24 protein-coding genes and 1 riboswitch are annotated in these 25,212 nt (G+C 45.6%); of the genes, 22 read left to right on the forward strand and 2 right to left on the reverse strand.

What is annotated here, in order from left to right; all coding sequences use genetic code 11:
• Window positions 1-90: 90 nt before the first annotated feature.
• A complete protein-coding gene (locus F4V51_RS13255) occupies window positions 91-2,355 on the forward strand; it encodes a hypothetical protein (protein WP_153978323.1) in 2,265 nt (754 codons plus the stop codon).
• A gap of 103 nt (window positions 2,356-2,458) precedes the next feature.
• Here F4V51_RS13255 and dapA read toward each other — a convergent pair whose 3' ends face one another.
• Window positions 2,459-3,355: a 4-hydroxy-tetrahydrodipicolinate synthase gene (gene dapA / locus F4V51_RS13260; protein WP_153978324.1), complete on the reverse strand. Its 897-nt coding sequence runs from the start codon at window positions 3,353-3,355 to the stop codon at window positions 2,459-2,461.
• A gap of 123 nt (window positions 3,356-3,478) precedes the next feature.
• On the opposite strand from dapA, the gene F4V51_RS13265 reads away from it, so the two are divergent.
• From F4V51_RS13265 to F4V51_RS13280, 4 genes are all read left to right on the forward strand, one after another.
• Window positions 3,479-4,366: a LysR family transcriptional regulator gene (locus F4V51_RS13265; protein WP_153978325.1), complete on the forward strand. Its 888-nt coding sequence runs from the start codon at window positions 3,479-3,481 to the stop codon at window positions 4,364-4,366.
• A gap of 276 nt (window positions 4,367-4,642) precedes the next feature.
• Window positions 4,643-5,920: a BNR-4 repeat-containing protein gene (locus tag F4V51_RS13270; RefSeq protein ID WP_201281198.1), complete on the forward strand. Its 1,278-nt coding sequence runs from the start codon at window positions 4,643-4,645 to the stop codon at window positions 5,918-5,920.
• A 206-nt stretch (window positions 5,921-6,126) separates the two neighbouring features.
• Complete coding sequence (locus tag F4V51_RS13275; RefSeq protein ID WP_153978326.1) at window positions 6,127-7,254, forward strand: NAD(P)/FAD-dependent oxidoreductase; 1,128 nt, start codon at window positions 6,127-6,129, stop codon at window positions 7,252-7,254.
• 21 nt (window positions 7,255-7,275) lie between these two features.
• Window positions 7,276-7,572, forward strand: coding sequence for a hypothetical protein (locus F4V51_RS13280; RefSeq protein ID WP_153978327.1), 297 nt, complete (start codon window positions 7,276-7,278; stop codon window positions 7,570-7,572).
• Between the two features lie 132 nt (window positions 7,573-7,704).
• On the opposite strand, the gene F4V51_RS13285 is transcribed toward F4V51_RS13280, so the two are convergent.
• On the reverse strand, window positions 7,705-9,144 hold the full coding sequence (locus F4V51_RS13285; RefSeq protein WP_236146805.1) for a DHA2 family efflux MFS transporter permease subunit: 1,440 nt from the start codon (window positions 9,142-9,144) through the stop codon (window positions 7,705-7,707).
• Between the two features lie 283 nt (window positions 9,145-9,427).
• Between F4V51_RS13285 and F4V51_RS13290 the strand changes: the two genes are divergently transcribed.
• The 17 genes from F4V51_RS13290 to F4V51_RS13370 all read left to right on the forward strand — a co-directional run bounded on the left by F4V51_RS13290 (window position 9,428) and on the right by F4V51_RS13370 (window position 25,147).
• Window positions 9,428-10,030 carry a TetR/AcrR family transcriptional regulator gene (locus tag F4V51_RS13290; protein WP_153978329.1) on the forward strand — a complete coding sequence of 201 codons (603 nt, stop codon included), beginning with the start codon at window positions 9,428-9,430 and terminating at the stop codon, window positions 10,028-10,030.
• Between the two features lie 26 nt (window positions 10,031-10,056).
• On the forward strand, window positions 10,057-10,695 hold the full coding sequence (locus F4V51_RS13295) for an NAD(P)-dependent oxidoreductase (RefSeq protein ID WP_162009931.1): 639 nt from the start codon (window positions 10,057-10,059) through the stop codon (window positions 10,693-10,695).
• 89 nt (window positions 10,696-10,784) lie between these two features.
• On the forward strand, window positions 10,785-11,546 hold the full coding sequence (locus tag F4V51_RS13300) for a hypothetical protein (RefSeq protein WP_236146806.1): 762 nt from the start codon (window positions 10,785-10,787) through the stop codon (window positions 11,544-11,546).
• A 109-nt stretch (window positions 11,547-11,655) separates the two neighbouring features.
• Window positions 11,656-12,330, forward strand: a complete 675-nt coding sequence (locus F4V51_RS13305) for a response regulator transcription factor (RefSeq protein WP_153978331.1) — start codon at window positions 11,656-11,658, stop codon at window positions 12,328-12,330.
• On the forward strand, window positions 12,327-13,700 hold the full coding sequence (locus tag F4V51_RS13310) for a sensor histidine kinase (RefSeq protein ID WP_153978332.1): 1,374 nt from the start codon (window positions 12,327-12,329) through the stop codon (window positions 13,698-13,700). The genes F4V51_RS13305 and F4V51_RS13310 overlap by 4 nt, the downstream gene beginning before the upstream one ends.
• A 203-nt stretch (window positions 13,701-13,903) precedes the next feature.
• Window positions 13,904-14,266, forward strand: a complete 363-nt coding sequence (locus F4V51_RS13315; protein WP_153978333.1) for a hypothetical protein — start codon at window positions 13,904-13,906, stop codon at window positions 14,264-14,266.
• Between the two features lie 2 nt (window positions 14,267-14,268).
• Window positions 14,269-15,987 carry an ABC transporter ATP-binding protein gene (locus F4V51_RS13320; RefSeq protein WP_153978334.1) on the forward strand — a complete coding sequence of 573 codons (1,719 nt, stop codon included), beginning with the start codon at window positions 14,269-14,271 and terminating at the stop codon, window positions 15,985-15,987.
• Window positions 15,988-16,198: 211 nt separating this feature from the next.
• Window positions 16,199-16,621 (forward strand): MarR family winged helix-turn-helix transcriptional regulator, encoded by a 423-nt coding sequence (locus tag F4V51_RS13325; RefSeq protein WP_153978335.1) that lies wholly within the window; start codon window positions 16,199-16,201, stop codon window positions 16,619-16,621.
• The gene (locus F4V51_RS13330) at window positions 16,618-17,697 is read left to right on the forward strand and encodes a threonine aldolase family protein (protein WP_153978336.1); all 1,080 of its coding nucleotides are present in this window, start codon (window positions 16,618-16,620) and stop codon (window positions 17,695-17,697) included. The genes F4V51_RS13325 and F4V51_RS13330 overlap by 4 nt, the downstream gene beginning before the upstream one ends.
• Before the next feature lie 151 nt (window positions 17,698-17,848).
• The gene (locus F4V51_RS13335; protein ID WP_153980688.1) at window positions 17,849-18,481 is read left to right on the forward strand and encodes a pentapeptide repeat-containing protein; all 633 of its coding nucleotides are present in this window, start codon (window positions 17,849-17,851) and stop codon (window positions 18,479-18,481) included.
• Between the two features lie 51 nt (window positions 18,482-18,532).
• A riboswitch (guanidine-I (ykkC/yxkD leader) is annotated at window positions 18,533-18,631 on the forward strand.
• Between the two features lie 104 nt (window positions 18,632-18,735).
• Complete coding sequence (locus F4V51_RS13340) at window positions 18,736-19,077, forward strand: DMT family transporter (RefSeq protein ID WP_095358261.1); 342 nt, start codon at window positions 18,736-18,738, stop codon at window positions 19,075-19,077.
• Window positions 19,074-19,388 carry a DMT family transporter gene (locus tag F4V51_RS13345; protein ID WP_153978337.1) on the forward strand — a complete coding sequence of 105 codons (315 nt, stop codon included), beginning with the start codon at window positions 19,074-19,076 and terminating at the stop codon, window positions 19,386-19,388. Before F4V51_RS13340 ends, F4V51_RS13345 begins: the two co-directional genes overlap by 4 nt.
• Window positions 19,389-19,497: 109 nt before the next feature.
• Entirely contained in the window at window positions 19,498-20,835 is a 1,338-nt protein-coding gene (locus tag F4V51_RS13350) for a DEAD/DEAH box helicase (protein WP_153978338.1), read from the forward strand.
• Window positions 20,836-21,117: 282 nt separating this feature from the next.
• Entirely contained in the window at window positions 21,118-22,059 is a 942-nt protein-coding gene (locus tag F4V51_RS13355) for an ArsR/SmtB family transcription factor (protein ID WP_153978339.1), read from the forward strand.
• 188 nt (window positions 22,060-22,247) lie between these two features.
• Entirely contained in the window at window positions 22,248-23,540 is a 1,293-nt protein-coding gene (locus tag F4V51_RS13360; RefSeq protein ID WP_153978340.1) for an ABC transporter substrate-binding protein, read from the forward strand.
• A gap of 78 nt (window positions 23,541-23,618) precedes the next feature.
• Window positions 23,619-24,509, forward strand: coding sequence for a carbohydrate ABC transporter permease (locus tag F4V51_RS13365; protein ID WP_153978341.1), 891 nt, complete (start codon window positions 23,619-23,621; stop codon window positions 24,507-24,509).
• Window positions 24,506-25,147, forward strand: coding sequence for a carbohydrate ABC transporter permease (locus F4V51_RS13370; protein WP_236146756.1), 642 nt, complete (start codon window positions 24,506-24,508; stop codon window positions 25,145-25,147). Before F4V51_RS13365 ends, F4V51_RS13370 begins: the two co-directional genes overlap by 4 nt.
• Window positions 25,148-25,212: the final 65 nt, after the last annotated feature.

The following is a 25,212-nucleotide window of genomic DNA, read 5'->3' on the forward strand; positions in this document are numbered from 1 at the left end:
CGCGGCTTTTTTCCGTTTCTGAACTTAAAAAAGTTGCGTATACGATGAAAATTATGAATAATGTTTAGATGTGCGGAAGGGGGGCATTTTTTGAAAAAGAAGAAGAATAGAATTCCGTTTACACTTCTCGTAATATTTGTTCCTGCGATGATCCTGACGGTACAGATCTGGAATGATTATCGAGGTGGGGTTATGAGAGTCCAGGATCAATACTCCAATCTGGCAGGCATGTATTATCTTGATGGCGGGAACAAAATTGCAGCTTTAACGGATGAAAGGGACGGCATGTATTTGAGGCTCCACATGTATGAGGCTAACACGGGAAACCTGATCAAAGAACAAATGATTCTTGCCAATTATGAAGGTCCATTAGCAGCAGCTACATATCAGAATAACGGTGTGATCATCCCAACAGTAGACAGCAGTCAGAGCTTACAGCTGACTCACGTACGGGATACGGGAGAAGTGACAGAATTAGCCCGAAGTACATTGCAGCTCGATACTCCTTGGGCAGGTGTACACGCCTGGCGTGGCAGGCTCATTGTGAATGGAGAAACATCAGGTTCAACGACATACCTTGCAGAAGTCCGGGACGCAGAAGTAAAAAAAGTGATTCTTAATAGTCCAGATGTACTTCCGTCGGATCCTGAAAATATCTCTGATTTAGACGGGAGCTTCAAAAACGAGCTGCCTGTTCCTCTATTTGAAGTCGTACTTGAACATGGCCAAAGGGCCCATGTAAGTGGAATTCTTCAACAGGATGGCCTTCCGGCTGTGAAGATCCAATCCAAGGATGTAGGCATTTCCCTCGCACAGGAACAGGCTTCCAATATGTTTGCCAAATTATTCGGCGTCGATAACACTCGATTGGTTCGGGCTGAGGATTCCGATCCCAAACAAGTCCGTTTCTATAATGCCAAAACGAATGAGTGGGGATCTGTCGTTAATACTCCCAAACCGGTATACCAAGCCAGTGTATTCTTATTGAATGACCAGGAGGTTTTCATTGTTGGATCTTCCATGGAGGATGAGAAACAAGGTGAAGTTCGCGGTTATATCTACAATGAAAAGAAAAAGTCTTTTGTGGATGCAGGAGCAATGGTTGGGCAATTATCATTTGAGGATCTGGAGAACACGGACGTTCAATTTTACAAAGCCCTCGAAGATGATACGCTCTATTACTCCGGCGGCGAACAGTTGGCAGGCGCTATGAACGTGGAGTCAGGACTAGTCCATATACAGACGAAGGATCAGATGCTCGAATGGATCAAAACAGCGAATGAAGGACAGTTATCCTTCCGTGGATTCCTGGGTCATATTGGTGAAGGGGGGGTTCTTGTCCTCAACTGGGCAGTTTGGCTCGCCATTCCGCTGTTAGTCATCATTGTGCCACAATTCGTCCTGCCGTTGTTGTTTAGAAGGCGTACACGGCAGATTAACGAGGGTGAACTGTTGAATGGTACGATCATGGAGATGGCAGAGACAGGCACCTACGTCAACAATCAGCCGCTCGTTCGCTTCAAAATTCGTTTCGAGGTGGATGGTGAACGGAAGGAGGTTGAACTCAAAAAGGTGCTCTCTCTCCTGAATGCTAATCGTATCGGCGATCAGGTAGTTATCAGCTATAATCGGGAAAAGGACAAGGCCATGTTGATATCCGATGAGGATTTACAGGGCCAGATGCCATCAACCATACATCATGCTGTTCTTGAACGTATTGATCACTATGGATTCCTGAATCGCGGCAAGGTCCTCCTGCTCCATTTTATAGCGGATGAACAAGAATACGAGGTGCCGGTTGTGCAGCCTCCGGGCTTCATCTACCGTGTAGGGACCGAGGCAACGTTGATTCTGGCTGGAGGCCAGGTTCGCCTTCAAAGTTATGGTGTGGGTACTTCAGAACTTGCCGATCAATTGGCGCTGGAGGCAGAAGTTGTCCGGATGGAGAAGAAGGAGACGGAGTTCCTGGATCGGGAGCTGTTGGTTATGGATTTGATCATAACAAGCGGTGAGGACAGTATCCGCAAAACAAACAGCCTGTTCGTACCATTGGATACTGTTGTTCAGAACGGAACGAGGATTCCCATGCATATGAAACGTGAAGACTATGAGCGTGAACTTCGGTTAGCCAAAGGTAAACAGGGTGCGGCCACGATTCGAACCGTCATGTATGAAGGGATAACAGCTGGCGAGCGTCCCATGGCACAGATTACTGTGGATCGAGGTGGACAGGTCTATGAAATTCGTCAGTCGATCGATCCTATATTCGGTGTAGAGATTGGCGACGAGCTCTGGATCAGTTATGATGAACAGACACGTGAAGCTCTTATCCTACATTATTCATCAAATGGATAGCATCCCTCAGCTAACGTATATATTTAGAATTTCATAAAACACATTGAAAAAGCCGCAGATCTGCGGCTTTTGTTGTCTATGGAAGGACGTTTAATGATAAGGTTTAACCTACTGCGTTACTGCTCACCATGTATTGATCCATCTTCGCTTTTAATTGCTCAGATGCCGGCATCAGCGGCAGGCGCAGTTGATCGGAAGTAATGATTCCTTGATTGACAAGCAGCCATTTGATCATGGCAGGAGCGGGCTCTGCAAAGAGGTGATCAATAAAAGGAGCGACTCGAGTGAACAGCTCACGCGAGCCCTCTTTGTCCCCATTTTTATAGCGATCGTACACCTCAATGAATTGCTCCGTGTTAATATTGGCAGATGCCAGCATGCCGCCAGCAGCACCTTCACTTAACATATCGTAAAAAAATCCATCATCCCCGCACAGAATGGGCTTAGATCCGCTGCGTACCAACTCCGACATTAATTCCACGCCGTTGGTGCTGTCCTTAAGGCCAATAACCCCGTCCAAGTTCATTATTCTTTTCATCGTATCCACCGAGACACGTACACCCGTGCGTGCAGGGATTTCATATACAATAATGGGTACTCCCACTTCGGCAGTCACGCGAAAATGCTCATAAATGCCTTCCTCTGTTGGTCTGTTGTAGTAGGGAGTGACTACAAGAACAGCGTCTGCTCCGAGTTCACCAGCCATTTGTGTACGCTTGACCGTAGATGCTGTATCGTTGGTTCCGGTTCCAACGACGATAGGTATTGATTTATTTATGCTTTGCAAGGTTTCCTTCGTGACTTGAACAAGCTGTTCTACTTCATCCCATGAAACCGTAGGTGATTCTCCAGTAGTGCCGTTAATAACTAAACCGTGAATTCCGCTATTCGCCATATGTGTGATGTAGTTCCGAAAGGAAGGGATATCGAGCTGATTATCCTTCGTAAAAGGGGTGATTACCGGTACATAAATACCTTGAATCTGTTGTTCGGTTAGCATAATATGGCCTCCATTTATGTTGAAATGACATTAAACTCACTTTACCATGGGAATTGGCATCATAGTTAACTATAATAGATGATGGGTGTTATCGATTATTTTGATAAGGTAGGTATCAGGAACATGGATTTGAATTATTTTCAAACCTTTCGTGAAGTGGCCGTGCGGCAAAGTTTCACCAAGGCGGCAGAAGAGCTTGGCTACGCACAGTCGAGTGTAACGACACAGATTCAAAAGCTGGAAAAAATCTATCAGGTCAAATTATTCGAACGTTACAATAACAATAAAATCCGACTTACTTCAGCCGGGGAAGAATTGTTCAAGCTCTCCGGACAACTCCTGGAGATATATGAACATTCGCAGGAAAAGCTGACCAAACAGGGCGGAGGCTCACTTACCATCGCAACGATGGATTCACTGGCTTCCTATTTTCTTCCTGCCCCGATTCAGACGACGCGCAAGCAGTATCCTGAACTAGGTATTCGGCTGCAGACCGATCGGGAAGACATGATTTTGCAGAAGGTAAAAGAGGGAGAAGCCGATGTGGGACTTATTCTCGCGAATGCTTCACTCGAATCAGGCTTGCAGTGGATCACCATCCGGGAAGAGCCGCTCGTCCTCATCGTTAACACAGATCATCCCCTTGCGAAGAAGCAGAAAATCGAACTGAGCGATCTGGCTGACGAAGAATGGATTATGCCCGAGGATACCTGCAACTACAGACAGCTGCTGGAGAGAGTGCTCAGGGCTAACGGTATTCCTTACAAAGTAGGTCTGGAGCTCGGAAGTCCTGAGGCGATTAAACGAAGCATTATGGCAGGATCGGGTATCTCGCTTTTGCCTCAAATGATCGCCCTCGATGAGATCCGGCGGGAGGAACTCACCGTTTTGCCACTGGAGCATGGCGAATTCAGACTCGAAATCCAATTAGTCATTCACACCCGAAAATGGGTATCTCATGCATTGCGCCAATTTGTCACAAACCTCGGAGCCAAGGAGACTGAATGGTAACCCATTCGGTCTTTTTGGTGATGGAAGATTTCGAAAACGTTTAGCAAAACCGGAAGTGATGAAATGTTCTATTCCATTTTATCTTGAAGCTTAAATATCAAATTTTTGTTCTATTAAAAGCATGATTTTGTATATGACTTACAGCGGAAAACTCATGTTACCATGGTGATGGCGCTAACAAGCACCCAGCAAACTGTAAGCGCTTTAATTATTCCCGGCCGGGGATTCTTTCTCTACGAATTCATGTTACACCAATCATGAAGGAGGCGAATGATCTTGGGAAAAAGCAGGTTCTGGAAGATAGGCGCCGCTGCCGCATTGCTCATATCGATACTGCCAACGAGCTCTGGTATGGCAGCAGCAGCACTCACGGAGGTTCCTTATGCCATGGATTCAAGCAATCAGGCGGGATGGTGGACGCCGCTGGAGACATATGGCACGGGAAATGAGTATGCGTACTTGGCATATAACGGCCCGGGAGGCACAGAGAGCACACATACTGTAAATATCGCAAGACGGGACGGATCTGGAACGTGGTCCAACATTCCGGTGATGAATGGCAGCAGCATAGCCCAGTATAGTGATGACATTGGGCACAACCAACCTTCCATAGCACGAGACGGCAGCGGCCGATTTCATGTCTTTGCATCCATGCACAACGATAGCTGGCGTTATTTCAGGTCAGACACCGTTGGAGGCGCTCCGCAGAATCATTCTTCCGATATGCCTTCCTTCTCCACTTTCAAGGGGACATACCCCGTTCTGACAACAGCACCAAATGGTGATGTCTATCTTCTGATCCGATCAAGCGATGACACGACTGGATATCGTCCAGGAATTTTGTATCGCTGGAACAATGCTCAGTCCAGCTGGAGCCAAGTGGCGGTCGTCGGTGCGAACGCGGGTCGTTCATTCTATCCCAATGATCTGGTTTTCGATGCGCAAGGCGACTTGCACATCCTGTTTGAATGGTCAACTTTTGTTTCGAGCGCACTACGTCATGATTTATCTTACGTGAAGTACAGACCTTCAACAGGTACTTTCTATAAAGCAGATGGCAGCGTCATAACTTCACCCGTATCGCTAAGTAATGTGGATATTGTGCAGCCGTTTGCTCCAACCGAGGCCTACGTCAAGGATGGAGGCGATCCAGGCGGACCGGGAATCCAGAGCGCCAAGCTGGCTGTAGATTCAGCAGGCAATCCGAAGATTGTCTATCGGTACCGTGAGGAAGGAAGCACGAACTTCTCCGTGAAATATGCTTCTTATGATGCAGGTGGATGGACGCAGCAGACTGTATATAATGCCACGGCAACTAGAGCGGGAATTGATATTACGTGGACGGGGTCAGAAGTCCGGGTCTATTATACGAAATATAGCGGCACCGACCGTGCATATATGGCTGTTCCGGACGGCAATGGCGGATGGACCCAAACGTCGATTGCTCCAGGCAAGCCGATTGAGAGACTCAGTGTTGAGCGCAATGCCAATGGTGTCGATATTCTGTACCTGGTGGATATCACCAATCGTAAGCTGTATTACGGCAGAAACTAAACTGCTTAACTACTTCTGATAAGTACCTCTGGAGAGTCAACCGCACAGGCCGTGCGGAATCACTCCAGAGGTGTTTTTTTGATTATATTCAAATATCGGAGCGAAAGCCTTTTAGTATGGCATACTAAAATGGGCATCTCTTGCTAATCGAATGCGAAACAGTATACGCTATACTGGAAGCAGTGATAGAGGAAAGGGATGCAAGCATGAAGAAAGTCATCGTAGTAGGGTCAGGAATACTGGGGGCTTCGACAGCCTATCAGTTAGCAAAAAGGGGTGCGGAAGTCATCCTTGTGGATCGTGGTGATATCGGACAAGCTACGGATGCTGCCGCAGGCATCATCTGCCCGTGGTTGTCGCAAAGGCGTAATCAGGATTGGTATCAGCTTGCCAAGGCCGGCGCACGCTTTTACCCCGAACTCATTGAAGAACTGCAGAGCGAGGGAGAAACCGAAACCGGGTATGCCCGAGTGGGGGCACTGAGTATTCATTCAGATATCGAAAAGATCGGCAAAATGGAGGAGCGTGCCCATCTTCGAAGAGCAGATGCACCGGAAGTCGGGGACATTACAAGGCTTAACGAAGAGGAAACACATGCACGTTTTCCTTTGCTCGGTCCAGGTTATCATTCCGTATATATTAGCGGCGCAGCGCGTATAGATGGCCGTGCCCTGCGAGATGCCTTAATTCGATCCGCGCAGCGGAATGGAGCCGTCCTCGTTCATGGGAATGCTGCACTTCTGTTCGATTCTGATCGGGTAACCGGAGTGTCGGTTGATACAGAGCAATTTCTGGCGGATGAAGTGATTGTATGTGCCGGTGCATGGGCCAATTCGATCATGAAGCCCCTGGGTATTCACTTTAAGGTTCATTACCAAAAAGCACAAATTATGCACTTGCAGGTATCCGATCAGGAAGAGACAGAAAGTTGGCCTGTGGTTATGCCACCATCTGATCAATATCTTTTGGCTTTTGGCGAGCACAAAATCGTGATCGGCGCCACACATGAAAATGAAATTGAAGGATACGATACCAGAATCACGCCGGGCGGTATTCAGGAAATCTTGAATAAAGGACTGGAACTCGCACCAGGCTTGTCGAACAGCACGTTTCAGGAGGTAAGAGTTGGATTCCGGCCGTTTACGCCAGGCTTTCTTCCGGTAATGGGGCCTGTTCCCGGATGGAAGGGATTGATCACAGCCAATGGACTTGGTGCTTCAGGCTTAACGATGGGCCCCTTTATCGGCAGTCAGTTAGCGAAGCTGGCTCTGAATCAGGAGCTGGATATCGACATCCAGCCGTATGATCTTGCCAAAGCGATGGACGAATCTTAAGAAGAATTGTTGAGGTGAACCATGACCTATTCACAGCGATTAACCCAAGCAAGCTCTTCCGATGTATCCTATCTGGAGTATCAGATCGGGGCAGCGGAGGACGAATTGAAACAAGCCGAAAGGCAGCAGAGTATATACGAGTCTGAACTGAATCGGCTCAGGACGTCTCTTGAGGATGAGTCAAGTTCCATTTCATCAAGGGACACTGAGAGGGAGCTAAAACTGCAGAAACAAATAGCCGATGTGAAGAGTCGTATGGAAGCGATTCGTACACAGCTGGTTCAATTGCAGGATGATATGGAGAAGTTGGCAGATTAAGAGGCCTTACCTTATGAATAAATGAATCCTTTTTAATGGAAGGCAAGGCTAGCGATTATTCAGGTAAAAAGCGGCAGACAGGACATGAAGTTCGTCCTGATCTGCCGCTTTTTAGTTTATATTGTTCCCGATTTAGTTCGAATTCATGGAAACTTTCTGTCTAACAGGCATTTTGACTTCTTCTTCGGTTGCCTGCTTCGTACGTTTGATGAAGAAGGAAAGAGCGAGCCCTACGACTGCTATGCCGATAATAACGACGTAAGCATCGTTGATTCCCTGAATCATGGACTCCATCGCCAATTGTTCCCGGGACAAGCCGTTCGCAGCGCCACTTGCAATCATATCCTGTACATGTGTCGTTGTACGACTGGTCATGACACTCACGAGCAATGAAGTACCAACCGCGCCAGCGACTTGTCTGACCGTATTGGAAATTGCTGTACCATGAGGACCGAGTCTCGGCGGCAGCTGATTCAGACCTGCTGTTTGAATTGGCATCATGAGCAGAGCCATACCAATCCGGCGTCCAGTAGACATCAGAACCAAGTAAGTGTAGCTGGTCGAATCGGTCAGATCGATAAAGCCAATCGTGGTAACGATTGTAATGACCATACCGATAATGGCAAGCCATTTTGCCCCGAATCGGTCGAACAAACGTCCAGTAACCGGCATCAGGAATCCCATGACAAGAGCACCTGGAAGCAGCAATAATCCGGATTCGAGTGCGGTATAACCACGTGCATTTTGAAGATACAGAGGCAGCAGCATCATGTCTGCATACATAATCATCGTAATTGCGATATTAATGATCGTGGTCAAGGAGAACATATTATACTTGAACGCACGAAGGTCGAGCAGCGGGGCTGCAGAAACGAGCTGACGCCAAGTGAACAAGGCGAGAGCCACAATCCCTGCGGCAAGACAGATGAGCACTTCCGCACTGGACCATCCGAGACTTCCTGCGCGGCTGAATCCATACAGCAGGGCACCAAAACCAATGGTCGATAAGGTCACACTAACTGTATCGAACTTCGTATCAATGCGTTCCGATACATTTTTCAGATATACAAATGCACAACCGATAACAATCACCGTCAATGGGATCATGCCGTAAAACATCGTTTGCCATGAATAGTTCTCGAGTACGTATCCAGCGAGGGTAGGGCCGATTGCCGGTGCAAAAATGACTGCGAAGCCGACCATTCCCATGGCAGCTCCTCGTTTCTCAGGGGAGAACAAAGTGAGAATGACATGCATCAGCAGCGGCATGATAATACCTGCTCCAGCAGCCTGCACCATACGACCTGTAAGCAGTGTACCGAAGTTGCTCGCTAATGCCGATATGATCGTACCGATCAGGAAAATGAACATGGAAGCCTGAAAGAGCTGCCTTGTGGAAAAGCGCTGCATAAAATACGCAGTAATTGGAATAAGTACGCCATTTACCAGCATGTAGCCAGTGGTTAACCATTGCGCCGTTGTAGCGGAGATATTGAAATCTCCCATCAGCTCAGGCGTGGCAACACTCATTAGGGTTTGATTCAATGTGGCCAGAAATGCACCCAGAATCATGACAAACAGTATGGGACCTTTTTTGATGTTTTTCTCTTCGTCTAATCTAGCTTGACGCAAGTCCATTCCATCCTTTCAATCTACACGTGACTAAATTTACAACATGTTGTATAGTTTACATTGTATTTATTGAATTATATACATATTCCCGCAGATTACAATTTACACATCTGGACATAATTGTTGCTTATTTTACAGAACCGTTAATTATGTAGCTTAATGCGAAAATAAACGACTCATTATTTAAAATTGTAATTTTCTGAAACTGAAGGAGTGATACGTTATGAAAAACGATAACAAGTCAGCTACCGATCCTCGAATACTTCGGACAAGACAGCTTATTCGGGATGCCTTCGTAGATCTGCTGCAGGAAGTGGATATCGAGAAGTTAACGGTGAACCGCATTGCCGAACGTGCAACCATTAACCGGGTAACCTTTTATCTTCATTATCGTGATATCACGGATATGATGGAGAAAATGGCGGACGAGATGAACGAGCATATTGAACGGATTGTTGATCAGTACCACCGATTTGACAATCATGAGACAGAGGACGCCTGGCCAGTTCTGGTGAAAGTGCTTGAGCATTTTGCCGATCATCCCAAATTCTATCGTGTCGTGCTCGCCTCCAAACGAACCCCAATTTTTACAGAACGGTTGTTGAAATTACTCACTAGACTTGTTACAGAGAAGATAGAGAAGCTGGAGATGGAAAGTGCTTTTGCGCAGGCAGGCATCCATAAGGAAATTGCCATTTGGTACACCTCTTCGGCACTGATCGGAACCATTGTGGCCTGGCTTCGCAATGACATGCCATATGCACCACATTTTCTGGCCAAACAATTTTCGTTAATTCGCTCGTATGCGTACAAAGGGTTCATGTAAATAACAAAAGAATGGATGTGGGACACTTGAACATCATCATATTTGGAGCGACAGGAAGAACAGGCAAGGAACTGCTGCAGCGTGCACTTAATGAAGGGCATACCGTAACCGCATTTGTTCGAAACCCTTCCAAACTGGCTATTCCTCATCCAAATTTAAAGATCGTGCAGGGAGAAGTAACCCGATATACGGATGTCGATCATGTCCTGAAAAATGAAAAATTTGACGCAGTCTTTTCGGTTCTTGGGGCGAGGAGCATGTTCAAAAGAGATCTCGTTCTTATCGACGCGCTGAAAAATATCATCCAGGCGATGGAAAACAACGAAGCTGGCAAATTGATTCATGTGTCGTTTATTGGTACTCACAGGGAGGCTGGTAAGCTCGGTTTCTTATACAAATATGTCATCCCGAACGTTATGACCAATCTGCTTCGCGATCACATGGATAAGGATAAGCTCGTAACCAGCAGCAAGCTGAATTGGATACTGGTTCAACCTCCCGTGCTCACGATGGATCGTTATAATGGACAGTATGTTCACGAAGCGGAGATTCACCCGGACAAGTCTCGGAAACTCAAGCTGTCGCGTGCCAATCTGGCTGATTTTATGCTTCAACATGTGAACGATAGCACGTATGATCGTAAAGCTGTCTTGGTTACAGAGTAGGTCTTCCGGAAACCATTTCATGACCGCCCATCGGCGGTTTTTTTCAAATGACCAAAGGCTAGAAGGTGAGGAGGGGGCGTTTTTTGCTGATGGATTCTATCCAACATAAACATCTGATTGAGATCATGAAGTCACTTCCCCTGAAACAGAGGTACTCCAAAGCGGATCTGTTAATCAATGATCTGAAATTGGGAGAAGCAGGGAACGTTGAGATGTACTATTCTCCGCATAATGAATACATCAATTCCTCCGCCAAAGTCATGCTTGTTGGCATTACACCCGGTTGGCAGCAGATGGAGATTGCTTTTCGCACAGCCGTTCAAGCTTTGAAGCGTCAGGCCACCTACGAAGCAGCCTGTCAGGAAGCAAAGTTTGCCGCCAGAATGGCTGGAGTCATGCGAACAAACGTAATCCAAATGCTTCAGGAGACAGGACTGCACCAATTTTTAAATGTACCTCATGTGAGTAAGCTTTTTGATCCGGAGTGCACACTTCTGCACACCACTTCACTGATCCGGTATCCAATCTTAGTGAAGCAGCAAAATTATACGGGACATCAGCCTGCCATTACCCAGAATAACTTTTTATATGAAGCTGTGCTTGGGTCTTTTCTGCCTGAGTGGAGTCAACTGGACGAACCCTTAGTTATTCCGCTCGGGAAGTCCGTTGAAGCTGTGCTTCGTCAATTGCTTGAGGAGAAACGAATACGTGAGAAAAGGATATTGTGGGGCTTCCCTCATCCGTCCGGGGCCAACGGTTCCCGGCTCAAACAGCTTCAACAGAACAAGGCAGACATGCAGTATAGATTGAGAAATCTCCATACAACTGCTCCTGCGTGTAAAAAGCAATGAAAGTCTCACTCGGCAGTCTGGATAAACATCACACAGAGGGTCAACCAAGTAAATTAATAGTATAATAGTTGAGACTACTTAGAATGCATTGGAGGAAAAGGAGAAGCACATGCCGACAATACTTGTTGCTGACGATGATGCGAACATTCGCGAACTTGTCTGTTTATTTCTGAAGAATGACGGTTTTACAACGGTAGAAGCTGCAGATGGCAAGCAAGCGCTTGCGCTTTATGCTTCGACACCTGTCGATCTGGTTGTGCTTGATATTATGATGCCAATTATGGATGGTTGGACATTATGCAAGGAACTTCGCAGGGCAAGTCCTGACCTTCCTTTGCTTATGTTGACTGCACGAGGTGAAACATGGGAGAAGGTAAAGGGTTTTGAACTGGGAACAGATGATTATTTGACCAAGCCGTTTGATCCGCTGGAATTGACGGTTCGGGTTAGGGCACTGCTGAAGCGCTACCGGATCGGTTCAACACAAATGATTCAGCTGGGCAAGCTCATTTTGGATAAGGAAACCTATAAAATTACGAATGGCACAGAATCTCTTACGCTGCCGCTGAAGGAATTCGAGCTACTATATAAACTTGCGGGGACACCTGGACAGGTGTATACGCGTGAACAACTGATCGATCAAATTTGGGGAATTGATTATGCCGGAGATGATCGAACGATTGATGTACATATTAAACGTTTGCGGGAAAGATTTATAGCTTCTACAGATTTTCGGATTGAAACGGTGCGGGGTCTTGGATACAGGCTTGAGGTTTGTGGATGATCAGATCTCTGTATATCCGTGTGGTCCTGACTTTTCTTGTGTCTGTTATCGCGGGTATCATTTTAGCATTTATCATTACTTTTCTGGTGTTCCGCGAGAATCTGAATGAAAATTTGCTGGACAAATTATTAAGCTTTGGACAGGATATTGTGCGAATCTATGAAACGATGCCTGAGCGTGAAGCAGACTGGTTTGTAGCTGAGATGAAGCAGCTGGATACCTATCATATTCGCATCTATGATGAGAATAATGAGTTCCGCTCCTTCGGTAAGCTAGGTGAACAGTCCCCAGCTCCTGTATCAGCAGAGCAAATCGAAAACGTACGGAATGGAGACATTGTTCGGGCCAATGCAACCAAAGAGTATACAGGTTATTTGGGAATGCCTTTAAGAACGGAGTCGGGAACAAATGCGTTATTTGTTCAGCCTCTTGTCTCGCCTTATACTTCTTTTAATGTAAAATGGATATCCACGTTCCTGATCTATTCTTTGGTTATCGGCAGTCTACTAATTTTGGCAGCTTCCATATTTGTAGTCAAACCAATCAACAAGCTCACCAAGGCAACCAAGCGTCTCGCTTCAGGTGATTTTAATGTCAGGGTGAATATTAAGCAAACGGGAGAGCTTGGAGCTTTGGCTAGAAGCTTTGAAGAAATGACACATGATCTGCAGCACCTGGAACAAATGCGCAGAGAATTCGTCGCTAATGTTTCACATGAGGTTCAGTCGCCGCTTACTTCCATCTCCGGGTATGCCCAAGCGCTCAAGCAGGTCAATCTTGCGGAGCAAGAACGAGACCGTTATCTGGATATTATTAGTGCTGAAGCAAAGCGAATGTCCAAAATGAGTGACAGCTTGCTGAAACTGAGCTTGCTGGAATCCGATTCGCAATCATTGCGATTCACGGAGCGCAATCTCGATGAACAGATCAGGCGCGTAATTGTGGCACTGCAGCCACAATGGACTGTCCGAAACATTAATTTCGAGCTGGATCTGCAGGCGATTAAAGTTACAGCAGATCATGATCAGCTGGATCAGGTTTGGATGAATATTCTCGGGAATGGCATCAAATTTTCCGAAGATCATGGTGCTATGGCTGTCAGTATGAGACAAGTTCACTCTGATGTGATCATACGCGTATCCGATAACGGAATTGGCATTGAACCAGAGGATCACCAGAGTATTTTCGAGCGCTTTTTCAAGGCGGATCGTTCCCATGGCAGCAAATACGAGGGTAGCGGGATGGGACTCGCTATCGTTAAACAGATTGTTTCACTTCATAAGGGAGACATTCAGGTAGAGAGTAAGCCGGGTGAGGGAACAACATTTGTTGTGACCTTGCCGATCCATCCTGCCGAAAAACATAGATAAAGATTGCAGTGTCTTCTGTGGTCTGGCCACTATTTGCTGAGGATTACATACAAGAGCATTGTATGTGTCCTCAGCATTTTTTTATAGAAAAGGGGAAACTCGCATAACTGGAAAAAACAGGTTGACAGGATAAAGTTCTGCGTATACAATCGTATACATATTAACTCGTATACAAATGTATACGATATGGAGGTGTTCTTGAAATGAGAGAACAATACGCTAGTGAGTCTGCAGAACGTCAAAATATGCGTTCAGGACGTGGACGCGGAGAAGAAGAGCAGCGTGGTGAACGGTCCAGAAGGGGCAGAGGACATGGTGAACATCACGGTAAGCGGGGGAACGGAGCGCAAACGTTCCGGCGTGGTCGCATTCTGGTTTTTCTGGAGCAAATGCAAAATCGAAGAACGACTTTGGCCAGACAGCTGGGTCAAGCGGAATATGAGCATATTCGTCCGATGATTAGCGGTGAATTAAAAGCGATCGATCAGGTTATCGATGAATATATTCATCTCTTCGAGCTTCAAGATGAACATGAGAGCCCTAATAAGGATTTGGAGAGTGAATAAGAATGATTCGTCGTTTCTTTTCGTATTATCGGCCTTACAAGAAACTGTTTGTCATTGATTTTGGATGTGCAGTTATCGCAGGCCTGTTGGAACTGGCATTTCCACTTGCCGTGAGCAAATTTATTAATGAATTATTGCCAGGTCAGGACTGGCCGCTCATTATCCTGGCTTGTATTGTATTGTTGTCCATTTATGCACTTAATACAGCCTTGAATTATGTTGTTACATATTGGGGTCACATGCTCGGTATTAACATTGAGACCAACATGCGTGAGAAAATGTTCGCTCACTTGCAGAAGTTGTCCTTCCGTTTCTTTGATAATCGAAAAACCGGTCATCTGATTGGTCATTTAACGAATGATCTGAATGACATCGGAGAGGTAGCTCACCATGGACCGGAGGATGTCTTCATCGCCGTTATGACATTGATTGGTTCATTCTGGCTCATGGCGAATATTAATCTGGAGCTGGCCTTGATTACATTTATTATTATACCGATCATGGCCTGGGTCATTATCGTGTTTGGTGGACGCATGACCAAAACGTATCGTCGCCTCTTTGGCAACGTGGGTAATTTCAATTCCCGGATCGAAGATAATGTAGGCGGAATTCGTGTCGTTCAATCCTTTGCGAATGAAGAGCATGAGAAAAAACTATTTTCCGTCGACAATGAAAACTTTCGTCAAACCAAACTGCTTGCTTATAAAACGATGGCCAAGAGCATCTCGGTCAGCTATATGATGATGAGACTGGTCACTGTATTTGTGATGATCAGCGGTGCGTGGTTCTTTATTGACGGCAAAATCGATATGGGAGACTTCATGGCATTCCTGCTGCTCTCCAACATTTTCTTCCGTCCGATTGAGAAAATCAACGCAGTCATCGAGAGCTATCCGAAGGGGATTGCCGGCTTCAAGCGCTATCTTGAAATTATTGATACGGAGCCTGAAATCGCGGATGCCAAAAACGCTGTTGAGCTGAAACATGTTCGGGGCGATATCCGTTTCGAGAATGTATCGTTCGGTTATGAATCCAGCCGCCGTATACTGAACAACATCAGTCTGTCTATTAAACCGGGAGAAACCGTTGCTTTCGTTGGACCTTCCGGTGCAGGAAAAACAACCATCTGCAGTCTGCTCCCAAGGTTCTACGAAGTGGAAGAGGGAAGAATCACAGTAGATGGCGTTGATATTCGGGATGTCCAGCTGCAATCCCTTCGCAAACACATTGGTATCGTTCAGCAGGATGTATTCCTGTTCTCGGGAACCATCAAGGAGAATATCGCCTATGGGGATCTTACGGCAACAGATGAGCAAATCTGGGATGCTGCCCGCCGGGCGTCGCTGGAGGAATTGCTTCTCACCTTGCCGGACGGCATCGATACGATCATCGGTGAACGTGGGGTTAAGCTATCAGGAGGGCAGAAGCAGCGTTTGTCCATTGCTCGCATGTTCCTGAAAAATCCACCGATTCTGATCCTTGATGAAGCTACATCAGCTCTGGATACGGAAACGGAAGCTTTAATTCAAAAATCTCTTGCAGAACTGTCTGTGGGCAGAACTACGCTGGTCATTGCACACCGCCTGACAACCATCAAGAATGCAGACCGCATCATGGTTGTGAACGCGGATGGCATTGCCGAGCAGGGGAATCATGATGAACTGGTTGCAGCTGGTGGGATCTACAGCCGACTTCATCAGGTACAGTACAGTCATTCATAGAAAAAGGTTTTGGAAGCTGAACCGCGCAAATAAGCGCGGTTTTTTGCTGCTTCATTTGCCCTCAAATGATTGCATCGTATTATTTTTCGGCAGGCACGATCATTATGTTGACAACGTCCACTAATCAACTTATTATAATGTTGACAATGTCCACTAAAAGGGAGGGTTTCGCATCGACTCTCAGCATATACATTCTGATATTCTGGCTGACATGCGGCGTTTTAACCGCTTTTATACCAATATTCTTGGCGTATTGGATAAGCACATCCTTGGTACGGGGTATTCGTTTGCCGAGGTAAGGGTCATCATTGAAATTGGTATTCGTGGAGAAAGTATTGCCAACAATCTGGTGGATACACTGACCATTGATCGCAGTTATATGAGCCGAATTGTGAACAAGCTGACTAAGGAAGGTCTGCTCACCAAGGTGAATTCGGAAGCTGACAGCCGTGTCAGCCTCATTCGGCTGACGGATAAAGGCCAGGAACTTTACGCTGAATTAAACGATCGGTCTGACCAGCAAATATTGAAGTTAATGCAGAATCTGGATGAGGAAGAGATCCAAGAGGTCTATGCTTCCATGATGAACATACAAGAGAAGTTGACAAAGAAAGCAGGAGAGACAACACGATGATACGATTCGAATGTGATTATAACGAAGGTGCGCATGTACGCATTCTGCAAAGACTGATCGAGACCAATATGGAACAAACGAACGGTTATGGCACAGATCCTCACTGTGATCGGGCGAGAGCTCTGATTCGTCAAGCGTGTGACAGTGAGCAGGCTGATGTGCATTTTCTGGTCGGAGGCACTCAAACCAACACAACGGTCATTGCATCCATCCTTCGTCCCTATCAAGGTGTCATTGCGGTGACTTCGGGCCACATCGCTGTTCACGAAACGGGGGCAATTGAAGCAACTGGTCATAAAGTACTTACCGTTCCCAGCGAAGACGGGAAGATCACAGCTGAACAAGTAAAAGCAGTCTATGAAGCGCATAGGAGTGAGTCTTCTCCAGAGCACTGTGTACAGCCAGGAATGGTTTACATATCCCAGCCAACAGAGAACGGGACGATGTACAGTAAGGCCGAATTACAGTCATTATTTGAGACAAGTAAAAAATGCGGACTTCCTTTATTTGTGGATGGGGCAAGGCTCGGCTACGCGCTTGCGTCTCCGGAATGTGACATGACCCTTGCTGATCTCGCGCGTCTATGTGATGTGTTTTATATCGGAGGAACCAAGATCGGTGCTCTGATGGGGGAAGCTGTAGTCATCCTGAATGATGCATTGAAGCCTGATTTCCGTTACATGATCAAGCAGAAGGGCGGTCTGCTCGCAAAAGGCAGATTGCTGGGCATTCAGTTCGAAACGTTGTTCGAAGACGGATTGTATCTGGAAATTTCACGACATGCCATTGATATGGCCATGCGAATTCACGATTCGCTCGAAGAACAGCATATCCGGTTCCTGTATGAATCACCAACCAATCAACAGTTTCCAATTTTGCCTGATGTTTTGCTTGAGAAATTACGCAGCCAATATACGTTCACCTTCTGGGAGAAGGTAGACGCCACACATAGTGCAGTCCGTTTTTGCACCAGTTGGGCGACGCAGCAGGATAATGTGGATGCTCTGGCCCGTGATATCGCTCGATTAATGCACGAATCAGGTGAAATCCTTGAATTGGCTGAAGCAATGGTTTAAACAGTGAAAATGTAGGATGAATCGTTGCGATATACTGAAAAAGGACGACATATGGTCGTCCTTTTTTTGATGGGAAATAACGTGAATGTGAATTGGAAGCAAAGTCGTGACCCGATTGACAGGTTGTCTTAAACAGAGTTACCATGGACACATGAAAATAGATAGCCCGAAAATTCAGGAACAATCGATGACCGTAGAAACCATTCATGTATTGGAATCCAAAACAGAATACCGGAATCAACTCATTGAACAGATCTCACTCGATAACCAGGAAGCACTTAAAGTATCCTTTGAGAATGTCATTTTCAGAAATGTGATAATCTCTGATTCCACGCTGGAGCAATTTGAATTTACGGATGTTGTTTTTGAAAATTGTGATTTTTCCAACGTCAATTTCTCAGGTGCTATCATGCACCGGGCCGCATGGACCAACTGCAAATTTGTCGGCACGGATTTTTCCACCAGCAGAATGCAAAACGTTCAATTTGCCCAGTGTGTGGGGGACTACTCCAATTTTAGATTTGCCCACCTTAAACAAGTCGCTTTTGCCGAATGCTCATTAGTTAGTGCTGACTTTGCCTATCTAGCCTTGCAAAAAATGCTGCTGGACCAATGTAATATTGATCAGTCTTTCATGACAGGTACAAAATTAAAGGGGTTGGATCTTAGCAATTGCCAATTTGACTCGCTCGTATTGAACATGGAAGATCTGAATGGCTGCGTTATATCACCTTATCAAGCGGCGACCTTCGTCGGATTAATGGGGATTGTGATCAAGTCATAAAAGACTTGCCCCAATGGGAGAAGTGTGTATAATAGGTTACATAAAATCATACGACATGCTTTCTAGGGTTCCGCGAGTGAGATCGGCCTGGTCCGAGAGAAAGCTCATAACCTGTTGGTTATGCCACGGAGGGATAAAAGCCTGGGAGATAAACTGCTTGAATGCAGTTTGTTTCCCGGGCTTTTTTATTTTGTCTCTAAGACAAAACCTAAACGTTGTTGTATGAAATTGGATACCAAAAGGAGTAGGTCAAGATGAACAAAACCTGGTTGTCTGTTGTGATTGCAGCCCTTTTTGAAGTGGGCTGGGTGATTGGCTTAAAGCATGCGAGTGGTCTGTTGGAATGGGGAGCAACGGTGATCGCCATTGGTGTTAGCTTTTCCTTAATGATTGCGGCTTCCCGTACACTCGATGTCGGAACGGTATACGCCGTATTTGTTGGATTGGGAACGGCTGGCACGGTACTGGCAGAGATTCTGCTATTCGGAGCTGCTGTCCAGGCTGGAAAAATGATACTCATTGGTGTGTTATTGCTCGGAGTAATCGGACTGAAAATGGTAAGCAAGCAGAAAACGAAGGAGGCGCATCATTCATGAACTGGGTATTTCTTATTATGGCAGGCCTATTCGAGATGCTGGGTGTATTGATGATTAATAAATGGAACAAAGAACGTAATGTTCTATCTATCCTGCTTTTAGTTGCAGGTTTTGGATTAAGCTTCTGGCTTCTGTCTCTGGCTATGAAAACACTGCCCATGGGGACGGCATATGCCGTGTGGACAGGAATAGGTGCTTCCGGAGGAGCGATTCTTGGCATGATTTTCTATGGAGAATCCCGAAACGCACTTCGAATATTGTTTATTGCCATGGTGCTTGGATCTGCGGTTGGGTTGAAGCTGGTGAGCTGACATTGGGATTAAAAGATAATATACAGATCGTCTTTTTAATGGTATCCTTATTCGTTACGTGTGATAACAAGACACATCTAATAGATATGGACGTCATGAAGGAGACTCAATGAACTTTAAAGACTTGAATATTATACCCCCAATCTTAGAAGGATTGAACAAAGCGAACTATACGAACCCTACACCAATTCAGGAACAAGCGATCCCAGCCGTATTGGCAGGCAGAGACTTGCTTGGGTGCGCGCAAACAGGAACAGGGAAGACGGCAGCATTTTCGGTGCCGATCATTCAATTATTAAGCGAAAAGTCAGGTGGTCCCAGACAAGGACGCCGTATTCGCTCCTTGATTTTAAGTCCAACCCGAGAGCTGGCTATCCAGATTGCGGATAACGTTAAGATTTATAGCCGATACACGGATATTCGCTGCGCCGCGATCGTTGGTGGTGTTTCACAGAAGGCGCAGGAGCGAGCGCTGAGCCAGGGTGCAGATATTATTATCGCCACGCCAGGCAGATTGATGGATCTGGTTAACCAAAAACGGATAGATTTGAAATCCATTGAGATTTTGGTATTAGATGAAGCTGACCGGATGCTGGATATGGGCTTTATTCATGATGTGAAGCGAATCATCTCCAAGATGCCGAGCAAGAAACAAACCCTTTTCTTCTCAGCTACGATGCCTCCGGAAATTACAAAAATGGTCAAAACGTTACTCGTAGATCCTGTGAAAGTTGAAATTACACCGGTGTCTTCTACGGTAGACCGAATTGAACAGTCTGTGTATTTATTGGAGAATGGCAAGAAACAACATATGTTGAATCATATTTTGCAGGATAAATCCATTGTTTCGGCACTGGTGTTCACCCGCACGAAGCGCGGCGCTGACCGTGTTACACGTGAGTTGACCAAAGTAAATGTGACTGCTCAAGCCATTCATGGTGACAAGTCTCAGAATGATCGACAAAAAGCGCTGAACAATTTCAAAAGCGGAGTCACACGAGTGCTGGTAGCGACAGATATTGCGGCAAGAGGAATTGACGTGGAAGAGCTCTCGCATGTCATCAACTTTAACCTGCCTAATATTCCAGAGACCTATGTACATCGAATCGGCCGCACAGGCAGAGCAGGGCATAGCGGTATGGCCATCTCTTTTTGCGATAAGGAAGAAATGCCGTTCCTCAAGGATATTGAGAAGGTAATCAAGAAGAGCATTCCCGAAGTCAAAGATCATCCTTATCCGATGACGAGTGCTTCTGTGTTTATAAAAAACAGTAAGGGATCGAAGGCTGCAGCCGACAATTCCGTAAGCAATAAACCGGCCAAGAATAAGAAGAATCCCGCGCGCAAACCCAAGTCTGAATGGTTTACCAAGCCGGGGAAAGCACAAAACAGCAACTTCAAACCCAATAAATCCAAAAGCAGTAAAGTCAATAAAAAAACGATCTAATCAAACGGGCAGAATTACTTAAGTGAACTGTCCCCGAATCGTTCGGCAAGTCAAACACCTCAAAACGCCTTCCGTATTGTATCAAATGGAGGACCGTTTTGAGGTGTTTATTCGTTGTGTGGGCTCTAAGAGGGGATCACACTGTAGAAGTGAAGTTGAAAGCAGGCATTCGATAAAAATCATTTAATACAAAATATAAGGTTTAATACAGCAAATTTGACTCTTTGGTAACATACAAGTAAAATTATTGAAATACAATCTTAGAATGAGGTGGATTACGCAATGCTTGAGCTTAGTTTTGAAGACCCGGACAAGCTGGTAACGGTTACCCATGCTTTATCTACACGTTCCCGGGTAGATATCCTCCGCCTCCTTAATTCCAAAAACCTCAATATTGTGGAGATTGCTGAAGCTCTTAAACTTCCGGTATCCACTGTAGCCAACAATATCAAGATTTTGGAGGCTGCAAGATTAATTAATACAGAGCTGCTGCCGGCTTCTCGCGGCGCGATGAAGGTATGCAGTCGTAATTATGATGATATACACATTGCACTGAATTTGGAGAAGGCGGGTCCCAGAGGAGGTGTTCAAGTCTATGAGGTAGACATGCCCATAGGTCATTATAGCGATTGCGAGGTATCCCCAACCTGTGGCATGGCCAATGCGGATGGAATGATTATACGTGAGGATGAACCTGCGAGTTTCTTTCACCCAAAGCATATTGGAGCTCAGATCATGTGGTTTCGAAAAGGATATGTTGAATATTTGATGCCACTGGAACTACCGCCCGGAGCAAGGATTGAATCGCTTGAAGTATCTATGGAAATGTGTTCTGAGGCGCCTAACTACGATCACAACTGGCCTTCCGATATTTCGGTATGGATTAATGGCGTGGAGATTGGCATGTGGACATGTCCTGGGGACTTTGGTGACAGAAGGGGAAATCTTAATCCCGCCTGGTGGCATGAGTGGTCAACCCAATATGGTTTGCTAAAGACCTGGCGAGTAGACAAGGAGAAGACTTCGCTTGATATGGAGAAGGTTTCCCCTGTTACATTAAATCAACTGAACCTCCTGGATAGTCACAAATTGCGCTTGCGGGTGGGCATCAAACCGGATGCTGTTCACCAAGGTGGGATGAACCTGTTTGGCAGAGAATTTGGAGATCACGATCAGAACATCAAAATGACCATCAATTACGTAATGAATCCTGATGTGGATTGAAGAGAAAGCTTTAGTTGCGGATAAATTGTAACTAAGGCTTTTTTTGATTCAATAATTACAATAAATATAATTGAAAGCGTTGACATAAAGGGGTTTGGTGGCTATAATCCCACTATAGATACAATAATAATGTAATAAATCAAGTATGTCGTTTGTATCTATAATATTAGAATAAAGGGGATGCTCGCATGAAAAGAAGAGTGGGCTTGTTGGCACTAACATTACTTCTCTCTGTGTCTATGATTTTAAGTGCATGCAGTGGAAACAGTGGTGGTGCCGACGATGATGCCGCAAGTGATGGGAAAGTGAGCTTGTCCTTCTGGACATTGTTCGATGGTGGCGATGGGGCAAACATGCAAGCATTAGTTGATGAATTCAACAAAACCCATCCGGACATCGAAGTGAAAAATACCAAGCTTGCCTGGGGCGAGTATTATACCAAACTTGTCACCGCGGTTGGTAACGGCAACGGACCGGACATCGGCATATCCCATTCCTCTAGGCTGCCCGATCTGATTGATCAGGGGGTAGTCACTGAACTCGATACACCCGCTGCAGATGCAGGCGTAGATTGGAATTCCTACAATCAAAATCTTTTGAGTGCGGTTACAGTAGACGATCAGCATTATGCAGTACCCATTGATACACATGCTTTTATCATGTTTTACAATAAAAAGCTGCTAAAAGAAGCTGGTCTGCTTGGCGAAGACGGAAAACCCGTGTTGGAACAATCAGCTGATGGTTTTGTAAGTTTCCTTAAAACATTAAAAGAAAAGTTGCCAGCAAAGGTTACACCATTTGCATTATCCAATAACAATGATGATCCTTTCCGTCTATGGTGGTCATTGTATTCGCAATTGGGTGGAAATGATGTCATATCGGACGATCTGAAATCTGCGGCGATTGATAAAGAAAAGGGGATCCAAGCAGCCGACTATATCCAGAAGTTGTATACCGAAGGCTACATCAAGAAAAATGATCCGGACTTTTATAAAAATTTCCAAAGCGGAACAGCCGCAATGACCATGACGGGTGTCTGGACGACAGGGACATGGGAATCCACCAAAGATTTTGAGTTTGGTGCGATGCCGATACCTAAATTTTACGACCAGGAAGCAACATGGGGAGACTCTCACACGATTATTCTGCCTTTGACTCAGGATGAAGACGAAGCAAAACGGAAAGCAGCGATGATTTTCGCCGATTGGGTTGCAGATAATGGCCAGGTATGGGCCAAAGCCGGTCATATTCCTTCCAAACCATCCGTTCTGGAAAAACAGGAATTTAAGGATATGCCTTACCGAAGCGATTATTCTGAAGTAGCAAGTGTCGTTAAGTTTAGCAAAAAATCAACCAAAACTGCCCAAATCCGTGAAGAAGTCGCCTTTAAATTTTTGAATGAAGTATGGGTCAATAAAATGACTCCGGCTGATGCCATGAACAACATGGAGGCAGGCATTCAGAAAATACTGAGTGAGTAGAAGGAAGACGGGTCACGCAAGCTTGCGCATGTGTAAGCATTAACGCTGGCTTGCGTGTCAATCAAAGGGGAGACGGGTATGAAGTTCAAAAAAATGAGGACGGAGATGCAGGCACTTGTCTTTCTGCTTCCTTTCCTAATTGTGTATGTATTGTTTACCATCTGGCCGATGATTAAAGGCATTGAAATGACCTTTTACAAATGGACACTCATTAAGAAAATGGACTTTGTTGGCCTGGATAACTTCCGCAAGGTACTTCAGGACAGGGAAGTCTGGGAAGCGATATGGCACTCGACCTTCTTTGTTTTTCTAAGTACTCCGACCATGATTATACTTGCCATTGTGCTGGCTCTGATTGCGAATCGAAAATCGGCTCTGCAAAAGTTTTATCGGATTATCTTTTTTATCCCAAGTGTACTCTCGGTGGCAGTCGCAGCTTATCTGGGGTTGTTCGTATTCCAGCCTTATACCGGGTTTGTCAATTCTGTACTGCATCTCATTGGCCTGTTACCCCAAAATTCCGAAATTTTCTGGCTGACCGAAACAAACCTGGCCTGGATCGTCATTACCGTTGTAACGTTGTGGTGGACGGTAGGTTTTAACTTTATTCTGTATTTGTCGGCGCTTCAGGAAATACCGGATGAGATCTATGAAGCTGCACGATTGGATGGAGCGAGTGACTCGCAAATATTTTGGAGAATTACTCTTCCATATCTATCTCCACTCACCAAAACCATAACCATGCTGCAAATTATCGCTTCATACAAGGTCTTCATGCAGATCTATGTTATCACAGGCGGTGGCCCGCTGGATCAGACACGTCCGATTATCCAGTTAATCTATCAAACCGGATTTAGAAATAACAACCTCGGTTATGCCGCGACGATGTCCTATATTTTATTCTTCATACTCCTGGTGTTATCCGTGCTGCAATACTGGATGAACAACCGGAAGGGAGTGGATAGATGATGAAGTGGCTGTTTCGTATAAGTTCTGCATTGATGGCTGTACTGTTTGCGGCTCCGTTGGTTTGGATGCTTGTTGTATCGATCAAGGAAGAAGGCATGAAGATCATTACAGTCCTGGATTGGTTTATGCCTCCGTATTCACTGGCTGTGTATGAAGAGATTCTAACGACGACCAAATTGTCTCAATGGATTGCCAACAGTTTGTTCGTGGCCGTCATTGTAACGGTGCTTACTGTCATTTTTGCAGCAATGGCGGGGTTTGCGCTATCCAAGGTCCCATTTCGCTATCGTACCATTGTTTTCTTTTTCATCCTTGGAGGGCTGTTAATTCCGGGGGAAGCTACCATTATTCCACTCTATCAGGTGGCAAAAGATCTTCATTTGCTGAATTCGTACAGCGGACTCATCATTCCGGCTCTTGCCTCGCCCGTAGCTGTCATTGTACTCAAAAGTTTCTTTGACGGTGTTCCCAATGATCTGCTCGAAAGTGTACAGATTGATGGGGGTGGCTTCTGGAGAATTTTCACCAGCATCATGTTACCTCTCACTCGTCCAGCAATGGCTTCCATGGCCATTCTGACGTTTATCGGTTCCTGGAACAACTTCCTGTGGCCCGTTCCTTTCGATCACCGACGATAATCTATTTACACTGCCAATGGGTATTCCTACGTTGATGGGTCAATATTCTGAGGATTATGTCAAAC

Source organism: Paenibacillus xylanilyticus (assembly GCF_009664365.1).
Taxonomy (GTDB): Bacteria; Bacillota; Bacilli; order Paenibacillales; family Paenibacillaceae; genus Paenibacillus; species Paenibacillus xylanilyticus_A.

Bases quoted from the DNA above. Each gene is read 5' to 3' on its own strand.
- dapA (WP_153978324.1), bottom strand. From the start codon at position 3,355: ATGCTAACCGAACAACAGATTCAAGGTATTTATGTACCGGTAATCACC.
- F4V51_RS13265 (WP_153978325.1), top strand. From the start codon at position 3,479: ATGGATTTGAATTATTTTCAAACCTTTCGTGAAGTGGCCGTGCGGCAA.
- F4V51_RS13275 (WP_153978326.1), top strand. From the start codon at position 6,127: ATGAAGAAAGTCATCGTAGTAGGGTCAGGAATACTGGGGGCTTCGACA.
- F4V51_RS13280 (WP_153978327.1), top strand. From the start codon at position 7,276: ATGACCTATTCACAGCGATTAACCCAAGCAAGCTCTTCCGATGTATCC.
- F4V51_RS13285 (WP_236146805.1), bottom strand. From the start codon at position 9,144: ATGATTCTGGGTGCATTTCTGGCCACATTGAATCAAACCCTAATGAGT.
- F4V51_RS13290 (WP_153978329.1), top strand. From the start codon at position 9,428: ATGAAAAACGATAACAAGTCAGCTACCGATCCTCGAATACTTCGGACA.
- F4V51_RS13300 (WP_236146806.1), top strand. From the start codon at position 10,785: ATGGATTCTATCCAACATAAACATCTGATTGAGATCATGAAGTCACTT.
- F4V51_RS13305 (WP_153978331.1), top strand. From the start codon at position 11,656: ATGCCGACAATACTTGTTGCTGACGATGATGCGAACATTCGCGAACTT.
- F4V51_RS13310 (WP_153978332.1), top strand. From the start codon at position 12,327: ATGATCAGATCTCTGTATATCCGTGTGGTCCTGACTTTTCTTGTGTCT.
- F4V51_RS13315 (WP_153978333.1), top strand. From the start codon at position 13,904: ATGAGAGAACAATACGCTAGTGAGTCTGCAGAACGTCAAAATATGCGT.
- F4V51_RS13320 (WP_153978334.1), top strand. From the start codon at position 14,269: ATGATTCGTCGTTTCTTTTCGTATTATCGGCCTTACAAGAAACTGTTT.
- F4V51_RS13325 (WP_153978335.1), top strand. From the start codon at position 16,199: ATGCGGCGTTTTAACCGCTTTTATACCAATATTCTTGGCGTATTGGAT.
- F4V51_RS13330 (WP_153978336.1), top strand. From the start codon at position 16,618: ATGATACGATTCGAATGTGATTATAACGAAGGTGCGCATGTACGCATT.
- F4V51_RS13335 (WP_153980688.1), top strand. From the start codon at position 17,849: ATGAAAATAGATAGCCCGAAAATTCAGGAACAATCGATGACCGTAGAA.
- F4V51_RS13340 (WP_095358261.1), top strand. From the start codon at position 18,736: ATGAACAAAACCTGGTTGTCTGTTGTGATTGCAGCCCTTTTTGAAGTG.
- F4V51_RS13345 (WP_153978337.1), top strand. From the start codon at position 19,074: ATGAACTGGGTATTTCTTATTATGGCAGGCCTATTCGAGATGCTGGGT.
- F4V51_RS13350 (WP_153978338.1), top strand. From the start codon at position 19,498: ATGAACTTTAAAGACTTGAATATTATACCCCCAATCTTAGAAGGATTG.
- F4V51_RS13355 (WP_153978339.1), top strand. From the start codon at position 21,118: ATGCTTGAGCTTAGTTTTGAAGACCCGGACAAGCTGGTAACGGTTACC.
- F4V51_RS13360 (WP_153978340.1), top strand. From the start codon at position 22,248: ATGAAAAGAAGAGTGGGCTTGTTGGCACTAACATTACTTCTCTCTGTG.
- F4V51_RS13365 (WP_153978341.1), top strand. From the start codon at position 23,619: ATGAAGTTCAAAAAAATGAGGACGGAGATGCAGGCACTTGTCTTTCTG.
- F4V51_RS13370 (WP_236146756.1), top strand. From the start codon at position 24,506: ATGATGAAGTGGCTGTTTCGTATAAGTTCTGCATTGATGGCTGTACTG.